The 20,297-nt window shown below is 70.8% G+C and carries 14 protein-coding genes; 10 read left to right on the forward strand and 4 right to left on the reverse strand.

Annotation, left to right across the window (positions count from 1 at the left end):
- Positions 1-322 precede the first annotated feature (322 nt).
- From AB0L65_RS22700 to AB0L65_RS22730, 7 genes are all read left to right on the forward strand, one after another.
- A complete protein-coding gene (locus tag AB0L65_RS22700) occupies positions 323-532 on the forward strand; it encodes a hypothetical protein (RefSeq protein ID WP_364248452.1) in 210 nt (69 codons plus the stop codon).
- A 686-nt stretch (positions 533-1,218) separates the two neighbouring features.
- Positions 1,219-2,358 (forward strand): tyrosine-type recombinase/integrase, encoded by a 1,140-nt coding sequence (locus tag AB0L65_RS22705; protein WP_364248454.1) that lies wholly within the window; start codon positions 1,219-1,221, stop codon positions 2,356-2,358.
- Positions 2,359-3,632: 1,274 nt separating this feature from the next.
- Positions 3,633-3,908 (forward strand): hypothetical protein, encoded by a 276-nt coding sequence (locus tag AB0L65_RS22710; protein ID WP_364248456.1) that lies wholly within the window; start codon positions 3,633-3,635, stop codon positions 3,906-3,908.
- Positions 3,909-5,141: 1,233 nt separating this feature from the next.
- Entirely contained in the window at positions 5,142-7,346 is a 2,205-nt protein-coding gene (locus AB0L65_RS22715; RefSeq protein WP_364248458.1) for an ATP-dependent RecD-like DNA helicase, read from the forward strand.
- A gap of 122 nt (positions 7,347-7,468) precedes the next feature.
- Complete coding sequence (locus AB0L65_RS22720) at positions 7,469-8,677, forward strand: Ig-like domain-containing protein (protein WP_364248460.1); 1,209 nt, start codon at positions 7,469-7,471, stop codon at positions 8,675-8,677.
- Position 8,678: 1 nt separating this feature from the next.
- A complete protein-coding gene (locus AB0L65_RS22725; RefSeq protein ID WP_364248462.1) occupies positions 8,679-9,197 on the forward strand; it encodes a GNAT family N-acetyltransferase in 519 nt (172 codons plus the stop codon).
- A 130-nt stretch (positions 9,198-9,327) separates the two neighbouring features.
- The gene (locus tag AB0L65_RS22730; RefSeq protein WP_364248464.1) at positions 9,328-12,183 is read left to right on the forward strand and encodes a BTAD domain-containing putative transcriptional regulator; all 2,856 of its coding nucleotides are present in this window, start codon (positions 9,328-9,330) and stop codon (positions 12,181-12,183) included.
- A gap of 15 nt (positions 12,184-12,198) precedes the next feature.
- Here AB0L65_RS22730 and AB0L65_RS22735 read toward each other — a convergent pair whose 3' ends face one another.
- Genes AB0L65_RS22735 through AB0L65_RS22750 form a run of 4 tightly spaced genes read right to left on the reverse strand, consistent with a single transcriptional unit; the run spans position 12,199 to position 16,776 of the window.
- Complete coding sequence (locus tag AB0L65_RS22735; protein WP_364248466.1) at positions 12,199-13,836, reverse strand: DUF692 family multinuclear iron-containing protein; 1,638 nt, start codon at positions 13,834-13,836, stop codon at positions 12,199-12,201.
- Between the two features lie 14 nt (positions 13,837-13,850).
- Complete coding sequence (locus tag AB0L65_RS22740) at positions 13,851-14,558, reverse strand: TOMM precursor leader peptide-binding protein (RefSeq protein WP_364248468.1); 708 nt, start codon at positions 14,556-14,558, stop codon at positions 13,851-13,853.
- Entirely contained in the window at positions 14,537-15,874 is a 1,338-nt protein-coding gene (locus AB0L65_RS22745; protein WP_364248470.1) for a YcaO-like family protein, read from the reverse strand. The genes AB0L65_RS22740 and AB0L65_RS22745 overlap by 22 nt, the downstream gene beginning before the upstream one ends.
- Positions 15,871-16,776, reverse strand: a complete 906-nt coding sequence (locus tag AB0L65_RS22750) for a TIGR03621 family F420-dependent LLM class oxidoreductase (RefSeq protein ID WP_364248472.1) — start codon at positions 16,774-16,776, stop codon at positions 15,871-15,873. Before AB0L65_RS22750 ends, AB0L65_RS22745 begins: the two co-directional genes overlap by 4 nt.
- A gap of 146 nt (positions 16,777-16,922) precedes the next feature.
- On the opposite strand from AB0L65_RS22750, the gene AB0L65_RS22755 reads away from it, so the two are divergent.
- From AB0L65_RS22755 to AB0L65_RS22765, 3 genes are read left to right on the forward strand one after another with little or no spacing between them, the layout of a single operon-like run.
- A complete protein-coding gene (locus AB0L65_RS22755; RefSeq protein ID WP_364248474.1) occupies positions 16,923-18,269 on the forward strand; it encodes a radical SAM protein in 1,347 nt (448 codons plus the stop codon).
- Positions 18,262-19,077 carry a TOMM precursor leader peptide-binding protein gene (locus AB0L65_RS22760; protein ID WP_364248476.1) on the forward strand — a complete coding sequence of 272 codons (816 nt, stop codon included), beginning with the start codon at positions 18,262-18,264 and terminating at the stop codon, positions 19,075-19,077. Before AB0L65_RS22755 ends, AB0L65_RS22760 begins: the two co-directional genes overlap by 8 nt.
- Entirely contained in the window at positions 19,071-20,279 is a 1,209-nt protein-coding gene (locus AB0L65_RS22765) for a YcaO-like family protein (RefSeq protein WP_364248478.1), read from the forward strand. The genes AB0L65_RS22760 and AB0L65_RS22765 overlap by 7 nt, the downstream gene beginning before the upstream one ends.
- The last annotated feature ends 18 nt before the right edge of the window (positions 20,280-20,297 follow it).

The following is a 20,297-nucleotide window of genomic DNA, read 5'->3' on the forward strand; positions in this document are numbered from 1 at the left end:
ACACCCACCCGACCGCGACCGCATCACAGCGGGCCGAGCGGACAACGGGGGCATGACCGACAGCGGGTTGCCATCGATCCACTTTCGCACGAGCCTCCGAAAGGCGACCGCGAGATGCCTCACGTGCCCGGCGATCCGCCGCCCGCACGGCGGCTCGCCCGTGCCGGTTTACTCGTGCTGGTTTACTCGTGCGGCAAAGCAGGCGGGAGAGGGGTTCGTGTGAAGAGTCCACCCGTTTCATCCTTGGATGCCGTTCTCGAACGCACTGCGGCTTGACCGGGAACGAGTGAGCCGTTGCGGTCACTGCCGCGGCGGGATGCACATGAAGACCGAACGGGACCTCCCCGGCTATATCTGCCGAGCTCGGATCCGGCAGGGGGTGAAGTGCAAGAGCGTGTTCGCCCAGCGCGCCCTGGTGACGGTCGCGGTCCTCGACATCTTGGCCGAGTGGGCACATGACATCGAGACGGCCGCCGAGGGCACAGATGGGGCCCGGCCGAGCCCGGGTCCGCGCGGCTGGAACGCGAGCTGAAGAGGATCGAGGCCGACCTTGCCCGCCAGACCGACCTGGTCTCGCGCGGCATCGTTCTTGAGGAGGAGTACATCCCGTCCCGGGATCGGCTTCGCGCTAACTGCGACAGGGTTCAGCAGATCTGGCAGCAGGGGTAGGGGACGGAGCCCTGGACGCTCGGGACGCCGTTCCGGTGATCTAAGGGCTCCCGCCGGACGTGCCGCTTGAGGAAGATCGCAGGCGGCTTCTCATGCAGGTCGTGCGGCCGCGCGGACGCCTGCATTCTGCGTCGCCTTTCCGCTTCATGACGGTGGTGTGTGGGTGGATCTTGTTTCGGCTGCGGGCCGGTGCGGGGTGTCGGTGAGTTCGGTTCGGCGGTGGGCGAGGGAGGGGAGGCCCACGACTGTGTTCAATCACCGAACGTGCCTAATGCTGCACTCGCCGCGATGACGATCCAGCTTGCAGGGGTATGGCCTTCCTCTGTGAGGGCACCGCCACCTGCGAGGAGCCCAAGGCACGCGAAGACGATGATCAGGACAGACAAGGCTTCCTTGGTTCCATTTGTGCCATGACGTCACGCTGCGTCGATGCCCTATGACTGGATTTCTCGATCCCATCACTGCGCACCGGTTTGTGGCTTTCGGGAACGACTCCTCGTGACTAATGATCTTACATGCCAATGTCTCTTATCATGTAAGATCGTTTTCGTGATCGTTTCCCCCTTACCTCGCGACTCGGCCCCCGACGAGCAGGGGGTCGCCATCACCGTGTCTCGCCCGGTCGTACGAGGCACTCCGCCCGCGAGTGATGAGTACGAGCTGGCCGAGCTCATGCGAGCCTCCGGCACGGACCCCATCGTGCTCACCTCCACGGCCGGATGGCTGTCCAGCGAGAAGCGCAGCTCCCCGAAGACGCGCCGCGGCTATTCCCAGGACCTGTCGTTCTGGCTCGCCTACATCCTGGCCCGCGGCCTCGACCCCATGGACATCGCGCCGATCGAGGCCGACCTGTACGGCGCGGCCCTGCGTGACGCGGGCCTTGCCGCCTCGACCCGAGCCCGGCGCATCTCCGCGGCGTCGTCGTGGTACCGGTACCTCGTGCGCGCCGGCGCCGCCGCCCGGAACCCCTTCCTCGACATGGAGCGCGCGCAGCCCTCCTCCCTGTCGACCACGCGCGGCCTGGCGAAGGCCGACATGGACCGGATGCTCGCCTGGGCCAAGGCAGAGGCCGACAAGACCGCAGCCGCGTATGAGGATGGCCGGGCCGCTGCGTCCAGGGTCCGGGACAGCGCCCGGGCGTACGCGATGCTGTGCCTGGTCGTTGTGACCGCCTGCCGGGTCGGCGGTGTCATCGAGTCCCGCCTGTCGTCCCTCGGGTGGGACACCGGCCACCGGGTGATCGACCTGCCCGTGAAGGGCCCGGCCGGGAAGACGCTGCGGCTGGCCGTTCCGCCATACGCGAGCGCTGCCCTCGACCGGTACATCACGCTGCGCGGCGGCGACGAGGGCCCGCTGTTCCGCACGGACACCGGTAGGCCGCTCGACCAGCCCGCGATCTTCAGGAAGATCCGCGAGATCGCTCGCAAGGCCGGGATCCCGCACTGGGATGCAATCTCGCCGCATTCGCTGCGGCACGCGGTTGCCACATACCTGCTCAGCGAGGGTGTGGAGCTCCACGTCGTGCAGGACCTCCTCGGCCACGCGGACCCTCGCACCACCCGCCGGTACGACAAGGAGCAATCCGCACTGAACCGGTCCCCGGCCTACAGGCTCGGCCAGGCATTCGCGCACGGCGAGGCCGCGCACGAGTCCGACTTCCGCGCCGACGTCGAGGCGGTGGCGAAGTGAGTACCGTCCATGAAGCACATGCCCCATGGCATCAGGCGGCATGAGGAATCGCTTGACGCGCTGAGAGCGTCTCTCCGGCGCGAGCGCGGAGTCCCCATACCCCCTCAAGTCTCAGATTCCATGATCACAATCTAGGCCTCTGGAGCCCCCATCTTCAGGGGCCTTTCGCATGCCCTCACCAGCACCGAAAGGCCCCTCGCTGCCTTGGACAAGGGCCCTCGCCTGCTGACGTACCGCCTGCATCCAACCCTGCGGATCCGCATCGTAGAGCTCGCACTTCTCCTGCCAGCGGGCGAGTCCATCACGGATGTCATCGAGTGAATGAAGCCACTCGCCTTCGCCTGCCGTTCCGTGCCACACGACACCAGGACGACTTGGATCACGGCAAAGATCGAACCCATGCAGGTACTGCAGAGCCGTGAGGACCAGGGGAGGGCAGTCGGCGGATGCCCCCTCACCCTCCACCCATGGAGCCGCCCAGGCATGCACGGCCTCACGGGTCACGTCACCCGCAGCCAGCGCTCGCCATCGAGCAGCCACATCCTCACGGCTTGGCGGTGGCAGCGGCGTCTTGGGATCGCTCATGCGTCTACCATTCCAGCCACGCATTCCATGGATCCACGCCGATCAACCTCTTGATCACCCTGCTGACGCCGACGACGCGCTCGGTCTCCTTCCGGAGGGCCCCTTTCATGTGGTGGCACTCGATCGACTTCCTCGAGCGGGACGGCCGCCAGCGCGGGCTGCTCGTTCACCGCATCCGCACGTCGGTGGAAGCCTTCGGCTGCATCGTCGCCGGGGAACTCGACGAACGGCCCGTTGCGACGATGGCCTCTCGCCGAGATCGACTTTGCACAGCCGGTTTTGGGAGGCCGCTTATCCCTCGGAAGAGGTCGGGGGATAAGCGGTCGCCAACGAGCGGGAAGGCACTTTGTGGCGTGTTCAGTGCCTCAGCGTGACTGCTCGGGCTGAATAATGAGCTTTCCGTCCTTGGCGGTCAGTGACGCACCCGCGCAGAGGGGGTCGCTTAATGGCAATGCCCTCACGTCCCAGCCAATAGCTGGTTCCGGGAACCAGACCCATCTCTCCCCTCGGATGACCTGTGGGTCCGCCAGATCCTCCGGAGCTGGAGGGTTCTGCTCGGTCCCCCGGAGCCATTGGCGGAATCGTCCGCAGTATCCCGGTCCGATGTAGCGCGAGAGAATGCTGAATCCTCATCAGGATGTGATCTCGGCGATGGCGAGCAGTCTGCGACACCGCACTCGCCCTTCAAGGTGCTCGCCGACGTCCACGTGAACACGGCGGCCGGGCTTGATCAGGGCATCACCCGGGTGGCGCCCAAGGTGCTCGCGCGAGCGGCGGGGATCGCCGGTCAGCTCACCAAGGCGTTCACGCCGGAGCTGGTTGCGACGCTCGCTCCCGGGATGGTGCCAGGCGCCTACGGCAACCACACCACGGTCTACGTGACGAATAACTACCTGGTGGGCGAGCCCACGTCGAAGACGGCCAACAAGGGTCTGCCGTACGCGTCGGTGCTCGGCCTCGCCTGAGCGTCGCCCCCGTCCCTCCTTTCCTTTTCCGGACACCACGGGAGAGGGAGGGATGAGGGCGATCAGCGTTGCATACCTGGTTGTGCGGCCTACGCAGGGCCCTTAACGTGTCGCTGAGGTCAGACGGCCTTCCACGCCATACATTGATTGTTCGTCCCCGAAGGCCGCCAACAGAACCTGATATCGGTGGGGTTGGCCGATAGGGGGTGGGGGTAACACAGGCCGGAGCGAGTTGGCGCGTCATAACGAATGAGAGTGCCGCCGCTGTACCTTACCGTGCCCCAGACGTCTGAATCGGGCCAGCTTCCGAGGATCCTGCAGACGTTCAGGGTCGCGTGGTTGGAGCTGATCTCTGCGAAGCCATAGCTGTTTCCCGTTCTGACCGTGTGCGCTTCTGCAGGAGAGGCGGTCATGGCTACGGCCATTGTGGCTGTAGCGATGGCCACTTGCCCTATCCGCATGATTTTCGTACGCATGGTTTTCCCCTTCTTCTGTTCTAGCGACGCGGAATCATGTCCGATTCCGTCCACCCAATGCAGGGGTGACTGACATCGTCCTCTGCCGCTAAGGTCCTGGGCGAGGACAACAGCCGGACATTTGCGGGACATTTCGCACTAACGGTTTGCGTGCGCGCCATCACTTTCCGCGTGACTCCGCAAAAGGGGTGTGCTTAGTAACGGTGTCGTCTCGCTGGGGGCGGCGCTCGCTCCCCCTGTTGGGCTGGCCGCGGCGTTGCCGGGGGTGGCGGCGCTCGGAGCGGCCGGACTCGCGACCCTGTCGCCTGGCCCTGTACGAGGTTGAGGACGTGATCAAGGGCCTGGCTGGGGCCGCTCAGGCCGCAGCCGGGGAGCTGGCAGCCGGTGCTCAGTGTGTGCGACCTCGTCCAAGAAGTGCTGTTCCAGCCGCCGTTCGGCCGGCTGACCGCGCTGGTCGACTGGGAATTGTCCATCGATCCCGCCGAGCAGCGGGCCTGACCAACCTCGCGGATGCCCGCCACGGACGATCAGCACTGATCGTGACCGTCCTCCTGCCGGCGACCCAGTCGGCGGCGTCGCGAAGGACGTCGTACCGATGAGTGGGATGCCGCCGATTTCTCGCACAATCCCAGCCTTCCAGGCGTACAAGCGGGAAAGTTCTCGAAAGCGCGACCGCCCCGGCATCGCGTGGGGACTCCGTGGCCACCGGGCAGTTGCTCTAATCTGGGCCCAGAACGGCAGGGGAGTGAGAGTTTACGTGGCGCATGGTCCAGACGGTTCAGTCGTTGTCGCCTTAGACGCCGTCCTCGAACGCATCACCTACGCCAACGAGGAGACCGGCTACACCATCGCCCGCGTCGCCACCGAACGCTCCGGCTCCGACCTGCTCACCGTCGTCGGCCCGTTGCTCGGCGCCCAGGTCGGCGAGTCCTTGCGGCTGCTCGGCCGCTGGAGCTCCCACCCCCGCTACGGCCGCCAGTTCGAGGTGCGCTCCTACACCACCGTCCTGCCCGCCACCGTCCAGGGCATCCGCCGCTACCTCGGCTCCGGCCTGATCAAGGGCATCGGCCCCAAGATGGCCGAGCGCATCGTCGACCACTTCGGCACCGACACCCTCGAGGTCATCGAACAGCAGCCGCAGCGCCTGGTCGAAGTCCCGGGCCTGGGACCCAAGCGGACCAAGATGATCGCCGCCGCCTGGGAGGAACAGAAGATCATCAAAGAGGTGATGATCTTCCTCCAGGGCGTCGGCGTGTCCACCTCGATCGCGGTGCGCATCTTCAAGCAGTACGGCGAATCGTCCATCTCCGTCGTCAAGACCCGCCCGTACCAGCTGGCCGACGACGTGTGGGGGATCGGTTTCAAGACCGCCGACACCATCGCCCAGGCCGTCGGCATCCCCCACGACAGCCCCGAACGCGTCAAAGCCGGCCTGCGCTACACCCTGTCCCAGGCCGCCGACGACGGCCACTGCTACCTGCCCGCCCCCAACCTCGCCGCCGACGCCGTCAAGATCCTCGAGGTGCCCGCCGACCTCGTCACCACCTGCCTCGAAGACCTCATCGAAGCCGAAGGCGCCGTACGCGAGCCCATCCCGGCCGGCGACAACGTCGTACCGGCCGTCTACCTGCCGCCCTTCCACCGCGCCGAGAACTCCCTGGCCTCCGGCCTGCTCTCCCTCCTGCGCTCCGGCCATGACCGGCTCAAAGCCTTCGCCGACGTCGACTGGGAACGCGCCGAGACCTGGCTGCACGGCCAGACCGGCGCCGACCTGGCCTCCGAGCAGCGCCAGGCCGTCCGCCTGGCCCTGACGGAGAAGGTCGCCGTCCTGACCGGCGGGCCCGGCTGCGGCAAGAGCTTCACCGTACGCTCCATCGTCCTGCTGGCCCGCGCCAAACGCGCCAAGGTCATCCTGGCCGCCCCCACCGGCCGCGCCGCCAAACGCCTGGCCGAGCTGACCGGGCACGAGGCCACCACCGTCCACCGGCTGCTGCAGCTGCGCCCCGGCGGCGAGGCCACCTTCGACCGCGACAACCCCCTGGACGCCGACCTCGTCGTCGTCGACGAGGCCTCCATGCTCGACCTGCTGCTGGCCAACAAACTCGTCAAGGCCGTCGCGCCGGGCGCCCACCTGCTGTTCGTCGGCGACGTCGACCAGCTGCCCTCGGTCGGGGCCGGCGAGGTCCTCAAAGACCTGCTCGCCGCCGACGACATCCCCCGCGTACGCCTGACGCAGATCTTCCGCCAGGCCCAGGAGTCCGGCGTCGTCGTCAACGCCCACCGCGTCAACACCGGCAACCACCCCATCCTCCAGGGCATGAACGACTTCTTCCTGTTCCCCTGCGAGGAGGCCGAGGACATCGCCGCCCTGACCGTCGACGTCGTCGCCCGCCGCATCCCGCGCCGCTTCGGCCTCGACCCGCGCCGCGACATCCAGGTCCTGGCCCCCATGCACCGCGGCGCCGCCGGCGCCGGCGCCCTCAACACCGCCCTGCAGGAAGCCCTCACCCCCGCCCGCGAAGGCATGCCCGAACGCCGCTACGGCGGCCGCGTCTTCCGCGTCGGCGACAAAATCACCCAGCTACGCAACAACTACGACAAAGGCGCCGCCGGGGTCTTCAACGGCACCGTCGGCATCGTCACCGACATCCGGCCCGACGAGCACAAGCTCACCGTCGTCACCGACGAGGACGAGGCCGTCGACTACGCCTTCGACGAACTCGACGAACTCGCCCACGCCTACGCCGTCTCCATCCACCGCTCCCAGGGCAGCGAATACCCGGCCGTCGTCGTCCCGCTGGCCACCAGCGCCTGGATGATGCTGCAGCGCAACCTCCTCTACACCGCCATCACCAGGGCCAAGAAGCTCGTCGTCATCGTCGGCTCCCGCCGCGCCCTGGCCCAGGCCGTCCGCACCAAGGGCGCCGGACGGCGGCACACCGGCCTGACCCACCGCCTCTAAGGCGACCCTTTCCCAGGCACAAGTGATTGAAATGTGACCGAACTCTCCCAAATGATTCCTCGTCTTACATGCATCAGCATTAAGGTTTTTGAGGTGCGTTTGATGCCATGGGGGAAAGGACAGTGTTGAACGTTACGCCCGCTTGGAGGAAGCCCGCCACCGCAGTCGCGCTGCTCACCGCAGCCACACTGACGGCCTCATGTTCATCGGGCACCACCCCCGACGGCGGCAGCGGGGGAGCGGGCGCGCCCGAAGCCACCACGACCGCCACCCCCCAGGCCCCCACCGTCAAGATCAGCCCCGCCCAGGGCAGCGGCAAGGTCAGCCCCGAGAAGAAGGTCGTCGTCACCTCCGACGGCGGCGTCCTCGACAACGTCACCGTCGAGGCCTCGGGCGAACAGGTCGAGGGCAAGTACAACGCCGACAAGACCAAGTGGGTCTCCAAGACCGCGCTCAAGCCCTCCACCGACTACACCGTCAACGCCACCGCCGGCGCCACCACCGCCACCAGCACGTTCACCACCGCCAAACCCGAACGCGCCCTGCAGATCGCCGACGTGACCCCCCACGCCAAGGGCGAGACCATCGGCGTCGGCGCCCCCATCATCGTCACCTTCAACCAGCCCGTCACCAGCAAGGCCACCATCGAACGCGCCCTGGAGATCGAGGCCGAAAAGCCCGTCACCGGCGCCTGGCGCTGGATCAACGACACCGTCGCCATCTACCGCACCGCCAAATACTGGCCCGCCCACCAGAAGGTCACCCTCAATGCCCGCATCACCGGCATCAAGGGCGGCGCCGGCCTGTACGGGGTCAAGGACTACTCCGCCACCCTCAAGATCGGCGCCCGGCAGATCAGCAAGGTCGACACCAAAAAGCACATGATGTACGTCTACAAAGACGGCAAACGCGTACAAACCATGCGTATCAGCGCCGGAATGGCCACCACCCGCGAATACACCACCACCTCCGGCGTCCACCTCACCATGGAACGCGGCAACCCCGTCCGCATGATCTCCCCAGGCCGCAAAAAGGGCGACCCCGGCTACTACGACGTCATGATCGACCACGCCGTCCGCATCTCCAACTCTGGCGAATACGTCCACGCCAAGGACAACGTCTGGGCCCAAGGCGTCCGCAACGTCAGCCACGGCTGCCTCAACGCCCGCCCCGACCAGGCCAGATGGTTCTACGACAACTTCCAGCGCGGCGACGTCGTCGACATCACCGGCACCACCCGCGAACTCGAATGGAACAACGGCTGGGGCTTTTGGCAACTGCCGTTCAAGGAATGGAAGAAGGGCAGCGCCCTGAAGAGCACCAAGGCCTGACATGACCCACTCCAGCACCCTCCCGCGCATCCGCGACGGCCGCGACGGCGACGTCCCCATCGTCTTGAGCATGTTCGACAGCGCCGTCGCCTGGCTCACCGCCCAAGGACGCACCGGCCAATGGGGCAGCAGCCCCTTCACCGGCAACCCACGCCGCACCCGCCAGGTCACCGGCTGGCTCGAACTCGGCGGCATGCGCATCGCCGAACTCGACGACCACCCCGCCGGCTGCCTCGTCGTCGGCGGCGCCCACGACTACGTCACCCCCGCCACCGAACCCGAGCTCTACGTCCAGGTCCTAGTCACCGACCGCCGCTACCACGGCCACGGCGTCGGCCGCGCCCTGCTCGACCGGGCCGCCACCGAAGCCGCCGAACGCGGCGTCGGCCTGCTGCGCGTCGACTGCTACGCCGGCGACGACGGCCGCCTGGTCGCCTACTACGAAAGCTGCGGCTTCACCCGCATCGCCCCCTTCACCGTGGGGGAGTGGCCCGGCATGCTCCTGCAGCGCCGCATCTGACCCCTGGCCCGGTCGCGGCGGGCCGACCTGCGGGGGCACCCGGTTTGGAGCAGATCTTGATCTGTGTCATGGTGAAGCCATACGCCCGATATCGGAATTCCTGCCGGACAGCGCCTCGGGTGGAGGTTGGATGCCCGCCGACGACGATGGCCCCTTCCCCGACTTCCGGATCCTGGGCCCGCTGGAGATCAGCCTGTCCCGCCGGGAGGTCCCGCTTCCCGGCCAGCACGTTCGCTGGCTCCTGGCCGTGCTGCTGCTGTCAAGGGGGGAGCCGGTCGCCGAAGGCCAGCTCCTGAGCCACGTCTGGGGCACCTCCGAGGTCAGCCTGCGGGCTCTGCGCACCAGCGTGTCGCGGCTGCGATCATGGTTGCGCGACCACACGGGGATGACCGAGGCGGTCAAGTACACCAGGTCCGGCGGCTACGTCCTCGACCTGGACGCGCGCCATGTGGACGCGGCCCGCTTCCTCGGCCGCTACCGTGCCGCCGCTCGCGAGCCGGACCCCGCGCTCGGACTCGACCTGCTGTTGCGGGCGCTCGGGCAGTGGCGCGGGCTCGTACTGGAAGGAGCCCCGGAGGAGGTCCGCGCGCACGCGGGGATCCGCCGGCTGCAGACCGCCCGGGCCGGCTGCGCGGCCAGGGCCGCCGACCTGGCGCTGCACACCAGCCGGCCGGAGGCGGCCCTGCCGCACGTGCGGGAGGTCGCCGCGGACATGCCGTACGAGGAGCCGCTCCAGACCCGGCTGATCAGGCTGCTCGGCGCCACCGGCCGCAGAGCCGAGGCGTTGCGCTGCTTCGAGGAGATCCGGCGCAGGCTGGCCGACGAACTCGGCGTCGACCCCTCCGAGGAGCTCCGCGCCACGCACGCGGAGCTGCTGCGCGAGCATCGGCCCGCCCCCGAGCCCGCCCCCGAGCCCGCGGCGCAGACCCCGCCCGAGCGGGCCCGGCCGGTGGCCGCCGAGCTGCCGATGGACGTGGCGACCTTCACGGGGCGCAGGCGAGAGGTCGAGCACCTGTGCGGGTTGCTCGGAGCGGCACGCCAGGAGGGCCCGGTCGTCGTGTCGATCTCGGGCGGCGGCGGGGTCGGGAAGTCGGCGCTGGCGATCCACGTGGCCCACCGTCTGGCCGCCCGCTATCCCGACGGGCAGCTGTACCTCAACCTGCACGGATCCACCCCCAACACCAGGCCGGTCGAGACGTCCGCGGCGCTGGCCCGGCTCCTGCGCTCGCTGGGGACGGACGACGAGGCGGTGCCGGCCGAGGTCGAGGAGGCCGCGGGCCAGCTACGGTCGCTGATCGCGGGCAAACGCCTGCTGATCGTTCTGGACAACGCGCTGGACGCCGCCCAGATCCGCCACCTGCTGCCCGGCCACGGCGCCGGCGCGGTCCTGCTCACGAGCCGCAAGGTGCTCACCGAGCTGGACGGCGCCACACACCTGCGCCTGGAGCTCCTGCCCGAAGAGGACTCCCTGGCGCTCTTCGCGCACTTGGTCGGCCGTGACCGTGTCCGGGCCGAGACCGCGGCCGCGGAGGCGGTCGTCCGCCAGTGCGATCACCTGCCCCTGGCGGTCTGCATCGCCGCGGCCCGACTCAACGCCCGTGCCACCTGGAGCGTTCGCGCCCTGGCCGACCGGCTGGAGACGGACCGGCACCGGCTGGCCGAACTCCACGTCGGCGACCGGGCGCTGCGCGCCAGCTTCGCCGTCGGCTACGACGAGCTCGACGCCGGCCACGCCCGCCTCTTCCGGCTCCTGGGCCTGCTCGCCAACGCCGACGTCGGCGTGGGGGTCGCCGCAGCCCTGGCCGGCATCCCCGAACGGCAGGCGGAGGATGTCCTGGACTATCTCGTCGACCTCCATATGGTGGAGAACCACGCCCCCCACCGCTACCGCATGCACGACCTGCTCCGCCAGTTCGCCTACGAGCGCGCGCACGAGGAGGACGACGCCGGCCGGCGCGCCGCGGCCCTGCGGAACGTGCTGCACTGGTACCTCGCGACGGCCCGGGCCGTGTGCGTCCGGGTCAATCCGGACGCCGCATGGCGGACCGGCATCGGGCCGCAGGACCTGGCCGTGCCGGGGGCCGTCATGGACAGCCACCAGCAGATCCAGACCTGGATCAAGGCGGAGACCGCGAACTTCCCCGTGGTCCTGCGCCAGGCGATCGGCGAGCTCGACGACGGCCCGTCGCTGGCGGTCGGCCTGGCCGCGGCGCTCTACCTCCCCCTGGGGTACCAACGGTTGTGGAAGGACCAGTACACGCTGGAGGAGCTGGCGGCCGACGCCGCCGGGCGCACCGGCGACCCGCTGCAGTTCGCGGTCGTCCAGGGAGATCTGGGCGACGTGCAGTCCCAGCTGGGCCAGTTGAGCGACGCCATCGCGCGGCTGCGGGACTCCCTGGCCGCCTACCGCCGCCTTCGGCATCCGCGCGGGGAGTCCTCGCAGCTGGACCGGCTGGCCGGCGCCTACGGCCTGCTCGGCCGCTATGACGAGTCCATCGACTGCTACCTGCAGGCGCTGGCGCTCGACCGCAAGCAGGGCGACCGGTTCAACGAGGGGATCACGCTCAGCAACCTGGGCCTGACCTACCAGAAGGCCGGCCGCTTCGCCGAGGCCGTCCAGGCCCACAGCGAGTCCATCGCCATCCACCGCGAGACCGACAGCCCCTTCGGCCTCGGTTGCCTGCTGGGCAACCTTGCCGAGGCCCGGCGGCTCGCGGGCCGGCCCGACCTGGCGGTCCGCCTGTTCCAGGAGGCGCTGCGGGCCGACGACGACGCCGGCCGGTCCGGCACGTACGACGAGGCCGAGCACTGGTGGGGGCTGGGCCGCTGCCACGACGACCTGGGTGAGTCGGGGCCCGCCCAGGAGTGCAGGCGCGCGGCGGGCGCCCTGCTCCACCGTCTGGGGCTGATCGGGGCGCAGGAGAGGCAGCTGATCGAGGCCGAGGCGCACCCGCCGACGCCGGAGATCATCCGCAGGAACACCTGACCGCCCGCGTGCGCCTCACTGGCCCGTGCAGCAGGTCGCCGTCCCCGGCTCGACGAGGGTGTGGTAGCTGAGATCGGCCAGATCGGCCTCCGCTCCACCGGCTGCCCCGCCGGCTGTCCCGTCGGCTGCGCACGCGGGCCCGGCGACGAAGGCGAACCGGCACTCGCCCAGGTGCCGCACCGTCACCCGGGCCGGCAGCAGCGCCCGCTGCGGGTCGAGGGAGCCGCCGCGGAAGGCGTCGCTGAGATAGGTCAGGTCGACCCCGACGTCGATCGTGTCCGGGGCGGCCGCCCCGGCCGCGCAGAGGTTCATCCAGCTCTCGACGCGGACGAGCTCGGGCCCGACGGCATCGCCGGGGTCCTGCGCGACGAGGTCCTCGTAGGCCGACCTGGCCTTCTCCCACAGCTCCCGCGACCTGTCCTGGAGCAGCGGCGGGACCAGCAGGTCGTAGAACGCGCCCCGGTCCAGACCGGTCCGGCGCATGAGCCAGCGGGTCGCGAGGGGGTAATAGCTGGTGGCGAAGCGGCCGTGCAGCTGGATCCGGGACAGGCGTTCGTACTCCCACCTGCGCTGTTCGGCGACCGCGAACACCTCCAGCACCTCCTCGCCGGCAGCCGGGAGCCGGACGGGGGAGCCGCCGTGCAGAAGGTCGTACATCCCCACGGTCGCCTTCTTGGTCCTCAGACGTGCCTGCTCGCGCGAGGGGCGCGGCGGCGGCGCCGGCCGCGTCCCGGCGAGCCAGGAGGCGACCGCCGGCCTGGCCCTGATCTCGTCGATCCTGGCCAGGGCGCGGGCCGGGATCTTCGCGCCGAACACCTCCAGAGTGATCGCCCGCAGGTTGGGAGCGTTGCGGACGACCTCGTCGAGCATGTCCAGGCAGACCGAGATGATGGGCTGGTCGCCGTGCGTGTCGTCGTAGTGGTAGCCGTCCTCGCGCAGGTCGATGCCGCCGCCCGCGACGTGGATCTCGGTGATGTACGACCACGGCAGCCGGTGGAAGTCGCTCGTGGGCGCGGCGCCCCGGGCGATCTGGTAGCTCAGCACGTGCCCCAGGTCGAAGCACATGCCGCAGCCCGTCTCCCGGGTCAGCTCGGCGAAGAAGTCGAAGGCGTGCATGTCGCCGACGACCAACGTGGTCGGCGGGAACTCCGCGTTGAAGGGTACGCCGAGCCGCTCCTGCACCTCGCGGACGTTGCCGGCCGTGACCACGAGGGTCGCGTCGGTCAGCGGGAACGGCATGAAGTGCGGGTACACGTGCCGCTCGGACATGAGCCAGACCCCGAGGTCCTCGGTGATCCACGGGGTACGGGTCACCTCGACCAGCTCGGCGAGCTCGGCCAGGTCCTCGGCCGTCGGCGGGTCGGGATAGACGGGATTGATGTTCGTGCTGTGCACCAGCACCCGTTTCTCGCCGGCCACCTGCGGGATCTTCATGGCGACGAATCCCTTGCTCCTGGCGTTGCGGCGATGCCTGATCTCCGCGTAGCCGGTCGGCCCGCCCAGGTGACGGGCCGACGGGGCGGTGATCTCGAAGTAGTCGATCCGTCCCGGCGAGTCCGCCAGGTAGTCGGCGTGCAGGTCGGACGGGTTGACCCCGACCCCGACGCCGAAGATGGGAAGAGCCTGGAAGTATCCGGGTCCGAACGTGGCCATCTGCCCTCCGTCGTTCACTGTGGGGTGCGCCATTCGCCGAGTCGAAGCAGGCGCCGTAGGTCGCGGGCCGGCCGTGGACGGCCGCAGCGGTCACAGCCGTGACAGGCCACCACCCGGTCGCGAGAGAGGGACAGGCCGGGAATCGAGAGGGTGATCACCGCTCCCGCCGCGTCTCCCGCCGCATCCCGGGCTGCCCTTGCCTGGCCGTCCCCGGCCGGGCGCAGCAGCAGGCGGGCCGCCGTCGCGGCCACGTCCGCATGCCGCGGCCGGAACCCGGCCGGGCCGAGGGCCGGGTCGCAGTCGTAGGCCGCGTACGCGGCCCGCGTCCGGTGCCAGCGCGGGTCGTGCTGGACGCGCCGGTCGGCGTAGCAGCGGAAGCACGGACCGCTGCCCGGCCGCACCAGTGGCCCGACGATGATCGAGGCGTCCTCCATGACGACCGGCAGCCAGGCCGTACCGGTGGCGTGCGACAGCTCGTCGGCGCGTTCGCACAGGTCCGGCACCGGCCGCCACAGCGCCACCACGACGGCCTGCGCCCCGGCGGCGAACACCGCGTCGAGATCGTCGACGGTGAACCGGGCGTCGAGATCGTCGACGGTGAACCGGGCGTCGAGATTGTCGACGGTGAACCGGGCGCCGGGCGGCCGGTCCTGGAGACGGTCGGCGACCCGGGCGCCGAACGGCCCCTGCCCCACGGCGATCACGCGAACGGTTGCGGCCACGGATTCAGCTCCTCCTCTGCCAGCACCCTGTGGCCCATGCGGGCGGGCGCCTCGTACAGGCGGGGATGGCCCTTGAACTGGGCGCGCGGATGCAGGCTGAGCGGCTGGAGGTCGGGGACGATGACGTTGACCGCGCTCAGCCCGGCGCCGGCCAGTTCGTCGGGGGTGCGGTCGACCACAACGGCCCTCATCCCCGCCGCGGCCAGGCCGCTCACGAGGTGCCGCAACGCCAGGTCGGGCGCTGCCGGCAGCACTGTCGGCAGCGCTGCCGGCAGCGCGGGCCGCCCGGCGCCCGTCCCCGCCTGACCCAGCAGGAACGCGAACGCCGGCGCCCGGCCTGCCGCGCCCATGTACCGCGCGCCGTCCTCCATCGCGCGGAAGTCCGCGGGGGAGTCCGGCGCCGGGCCCGTCGCCCGGCGCAGCTCGGCCCGCATGCCGACGGCCTCGAACAGCGCCTTGTCCGCCGCCGCGCGAAGGGTGCGCCCGGTGCCCGCGCCCACGGCGTGGCAGGCTCGCCGGTCGCGGCGGTCGGCCAGGACGCAGTAGGCGACCGGGACGCCGAGCTCGGTCGAGGCGTCGAACAGGTGGGTCTCGACGGACCGAGCCGCGCACCAGTCGATCGTCACCTGTGCCGCCTCGGAGCGGTCGCCGGCCGCGATCCGGGGCAGCGGCAGGCGTTGCAGCCAGGCGAGCGCCGCCGCGTCCCGTTCCACGACCTCGCAGATCCCCTGGACGACCGCCTCCACGGGGTCGGTGTGCACCGCCATGCCCGTCGACATGCGGAAGGTGAAGCCCTCCGCCGGCACCGCGTCCCGCAGCCCCGGGCAGGCCATGACGGACGGCACCCAGACCTCGCGCCCGGTGACCAGGTCGAGCCCCCGCGACCACCGGATGCGGGCCGCCGGGTCGAAGGGGCGCATCGGGCAGTCCGCGGCGGCGTACTCCACGGGGGAGCAGCGCGGGTAGCGCGCCGGGTCCAGGCAGTCGCCGCCGAGCTCGTCGGCGCTGGCCCAGATCCGCTCCTCGCCGAGGATGTCGAACCCGGCGTAGCGCTCCGCGCCCTCCGCGATGGCCACGAAGCGCGCCATCGCCGGGGAGTCCCAGGCCCGGCCGCCGCTGAACACGTGGTTCACCGCCGCCAGACCGCCCTTCTGGATCCGGCCGTAACTGGAGGTGGCCCGCCCCGGCATGCCGCTGCCGATGCCGGCCACGGCGAACGACAGCCGCTCGGGACTGTCCAGCTCGTGTGCCGTCTCCACCCGGGAGACGACCCCGTACGGGGACAGCAGCACGTTCAAGGAGTCCGGATCCGTCATCGGCCAGCCCGCCCCAGCTCCCCGATCACCGGGCCCAGGCTCCGCATCTCGCAGTCGTGGACGGCGATGTAGCTGAAGCCGTAGCGCTCGCGGCGCTCGAGGATCTGCTCGGCGATCTGCTTCCTGGTGCCGATCAGCAGGAACGGACTGTCCAGGGCGTCGGCGACGCTGTAGTAGGGATAGTGCGCGGCGACCAGGTCCGCCGCGGCCGACCGCCTGTTCCCCGTGATGATCACTTCGTGGACGAGGAGGTTCAGCTCCAGCCCGCCCGCCCGCTCGCCCGCCTGGCCGGTCACGAACCGCACCCGCTCGTCGATCTCTCGCGCGGTCCCGAGCCGCGGCCGCCCCCCTGGGCACGGGTAGGCGCCCGCCACGGCCACGATGTCGGCCCGCCGCGCCGCCAGCCGCAGGATCCGGTCGCCGGTGCCGGCGATCAGCAGGGGCGGGCGCGGCCGCTGGGCGCCGGCGTACCTGTCGTCCTGCTCCAGCAGCAGCCGTAGCCGCTCGACCGCGGACTCCAGCCGCGCCAGCCGGTCCCCGAACCTCGCCCACGCGATGCCGGCCTCCGCGGCCTCCCCGGGCAGATGCCCGGCTCCCAGCCCGATCTCGAGCCTGCCCCCGATGAGCCGGTCAGTGGTGGCCGCCTCCCTGGCCAGCAGGTACGGGTTCCAGTAGGCGATGTTGAGCACGAACGTACCCACCCGCATCCGCCCGCCGGTCTCGGCCGCCAGCGCCAGGGCGGGGAAGGGCGCCGTCGCCGACGGCTTGCCCGCCCCGCTGCCCAGATGGTCGGGCACGAGGACGACGTCGAAGCCGTAGGCGTCCGCCTCGCGGCACGTGGCGACGAACTCCGTGCGCGTGCCGACGCTGAACACGTTGCACCCGAAACGAAAATCCCGCATGCCGATCACGTTCCAGCAAAGCGCCGCCGAGGTCCGCCCCTCGACGGCGGGGGAGCGGCCGCAACACCCCTCTGGAGGAGGGTTTCGGGCGCATCGGCCGGCGCGCACGGTTGAACCACACGCCAGCCATGGATCGGATGCCGCCGATGTCACCTCTGGTACGCAGCAGATACCTTCTCCTGTCGCCACACGAATACCGGACCCAGGCCGGCGAACGGGTGTGCCTGGGCTACTCGACCAGGACCGGCCGCGTCTTCTCCGTCTCGCCGCGGACCGCGCGCCTGCTGGAAACGGGCGCCCTGGCCGAGCTGGGTCAGGACGTCCGCGACGACCTGACCCGCCGCGAGATCCTGGTGCCCCCTCAAGACGAGCTCGGCTCGGTGCTGGACGGCATCAGGGACACCTCCGCCCGTCCCGGGCTGCGCGGATTCACCATCATGCCGACGGCCTACTGCAACATGGCGTGCAGCTACTGCGGCCAGGAGCATCGCAAGGGCTCGCTGCGGCACGAGCGGATGGAACGGATGATCGCCCGCGTTCTGGCGGCCATGTCGGACCCCCACACCGGCCACGTCGAGGTCACCTGGTTCGGCGGCGAACCGCTGCTGGGCTTTCGCACCATCGTCGAGATGAGCGGGCGGTTCCTGCCCGCCGCCGCCCGGCACGGCACCCGTTACTCCGCGGCGATCATCACCAACGGCAGCCTCCTCGACGAGCGCCGGGTGGACGTCCTGTACGAGGAGTGCGGGGTGCGCGCCATCCAGGTGACGCTGGACGGCGCCGCCGACACCCATGACCGCAGAAGGAAGATGAAGAACGGCCGCCGGACCTTCGGCAAGATCGTCGCTCTGCTGTCATCGGTGCTGGCCGCCGGCAACCATCCGCAGCTGCGTTTCGACATCCGCGTGAACGTCGATGCCGAGAACCAGGACGACATCCCCGGCCTGCTGCAGACCCTGGCGGCGCACGGGCTCGGGCACCCGTCGGTCGACCTCGACCTCATGCCGGTGCATTCCTGGGGCAACGACGTCTCCGACGTGGAGCTCACCCCGGCGGGCTACGCCGAGCGGGAGGCCGAGTGGCTGGCGCTGGCCCGCTCGCTGGGGCTGCGCTTCCGGCTGCTGCCCACCCGGCGCAGGAGCACGACGTGCCTGGCCACGACCAGGAACGGCGAGCTCCTCGACCCGTCCGGCGCCGTCTACTCCTGCTCGGAGCACCCCCTGGTGCCCCGCGACCGCGACAGCGGCGTGCTCGCCACGCTCGACGAACTCGCCACCACCGCCCTGCGGCCCGCCGGCATGTTCGACACCTGGTACGACGAGATCGAGCAGGACCGGTGGCCCTGCGCCCGCTGCCCGTTCCTGCCCGTGTGCGGCGGCAGCTGCCCGAAGCTGTGGCACGACGGCGCCCCGCCCTGCCCCAGCTACAAGTTCAACTGGCGGCAGCGGCTGGACCTGGCCGCGCAGTCGAAGGGGCTGGTCCGCTGTGACTGACCCGCCGCCGATCGAGTACGAGCCGACGCCGCACGCGAGCTGGGCCGACCTCCACGACCTGCCCGGCGGTGTCATCGTCTCGGCACACGGCTGGTACGCCATCCTGCGGGGGCGGATCGGCCGGCAGGTGCGCGAACTGCTGGCCGGCCGGCAGCGGGTCATCCGTTCCGGCCCGGACACCGCCGCCCGGCTGAGCCGGCTCGCCGAGCGGGGCGTCCTGCGTGAGCGCGACCCCGGGGCCGGCGCGCCCGCCGGCCGGTCGATCACCGTGCAGGGGAGCGGGGCGAGCGCCGCCCTCATCGAGGACCTGCTGCGCGCCGAGCTGCGCGGGCAACCCCACGAGGTGTACGGCAAGCCCGTCCCGGGCCCGTGCCCGCCCGGCGGGCTGGCCGTGGTCGTCGCGGGGGCGGGCGACCTGCGGAGGGTCAACCGCGCCTTCCTGGCCGCCGGGGCCCCGTGGCTGCTGGTGCACCCGCGGGCGGCGGCCCCGGTGCTCGTCGGCCCGCTGTTCGTGCCCGGCCGTACCGGGTGCCTGGAGTGCTACTGGTCCAGGCGCAGCAGCGCCTACGCCCACCCGGCCGAGTACGGCGTCCTGATGCGCTCGGGCAGATCGGGACCGGCCGGCCCGTGGCACCTCCACATGATCGCCGGCCTGGCGGCCCGCATGGCGCTGGACTGGCTGCGCGCGGACCCCTCGCCGCCCGGATCGTACTTCGAGGTGCCGACGCAGCCGGGGGCCGCCATCACCCGTCACACCCTCGTGCCGGTGGCCGCCTGCCCCGCCTGCGGGGGCGAGGCGTCATGGTGATGCCCGCGGGCCCGGAGCAGGCCCTGGAGCAGGCCCTGGTCTCGGCGCGCACCGGACCCGTGTTCGAGGTCACCGAACACGCCCCGCACACCCACGGCGGCGCGGACTGGCTGGTGATCGCCTCAGGGGTGGCGGTCGATCGGCTGCACGGCGCGTACATCCCGACGAGCGGCGCGGGACGCTCGCCGCACAAGGCGTGGGCCAGAAGGAACGCGCTCTACGAATGCGCCGAACGCCTGGCCCTCAGGGAACCTCCGGGCCGCGGGCCGGCGCCGGCCGGCCCGGACTGCCCGCTCGCCGGCCGGACCATCCCGGTGCGCGACCTCGCCTCCGGCACCATGCTCGAGCGTCCCGCGGGCGACTTCTACCTTCACCCGCCACCCTGCCCCAGGGCCGCCGGCCCCGACCGGCCGACCTCGAACGGGGCGGCCGCCGGCGACTCCTACTGGAGCGCGGTGGAGCGCGGCCTCCTTGAACTACTGGAACGCGACGCCCTCATGACGACGTGGCGCTTCGGCCTGCGCCCGCCGCGCCTGCCCGCCGACGACCTCGTTCCCGACCAGGTCGAAGCGCTGCGCGGGCAGGGCCTGACCCTCACCCTGGCCGACCTTTCGCCCCTGCACGACCTGCCGACCGTCGTCAGCGTCGCCGGCGGGCAGGTGGACGGCCACCAGGTACGCACCGTCGGCAGCGCCGCGGACCGCACGCTGCGGCGAGCGGCCGCGCGCGCCGCCGTCGAGGCCGGCAGCGTCCACCAGGTCGCCGCGGAACGCCTCAGGCTGGGACGGCACGAGGAGCTCACGTTCGCGGACTTCATCGACCACGCCTTCTACTACCTCGATCCGGACAAGGCCCGGTTGCTCGACCTCCTCGACTCGGGACCCGTCACCACCGCCCGGGCCGCCGCGCCCGGCGACGACAGCAAGCAGAACGACAGCAAGCAGGACGACAGCGAGCAGAACGTACGCGCTCTGGCCGAGCGGCTGGCCCGCGGCGGCGTCGCGCTCCACGTGGCCGACATCACGCCCGCCTGGCTGCGCCCCCACGGGATCCACACGATCGTCGCCCGCTCCCCGGACCTGTATCCGCTCGAACTGGGACCCGGCAGCCCCGACCTCGCCCGCCGCCTGCGTCGCCACCCCGCCCGCGAGGCCCTGGTCAGCGGGCGGCCCGTCAACCTCGCGCCGATCCCGCTGGCCTGACCCCACTGGAGAGAGGTC

The organism is Nonomuraea sp. NPDC052116, from assembly GCF_040680035.1.
Lineage (GTDB): Bacteria > Actinomycetota > Actinomycetes > Streptosporangiales > Streptosporangiaceae > Nonomuraea > Nonomuraea angiospora_A.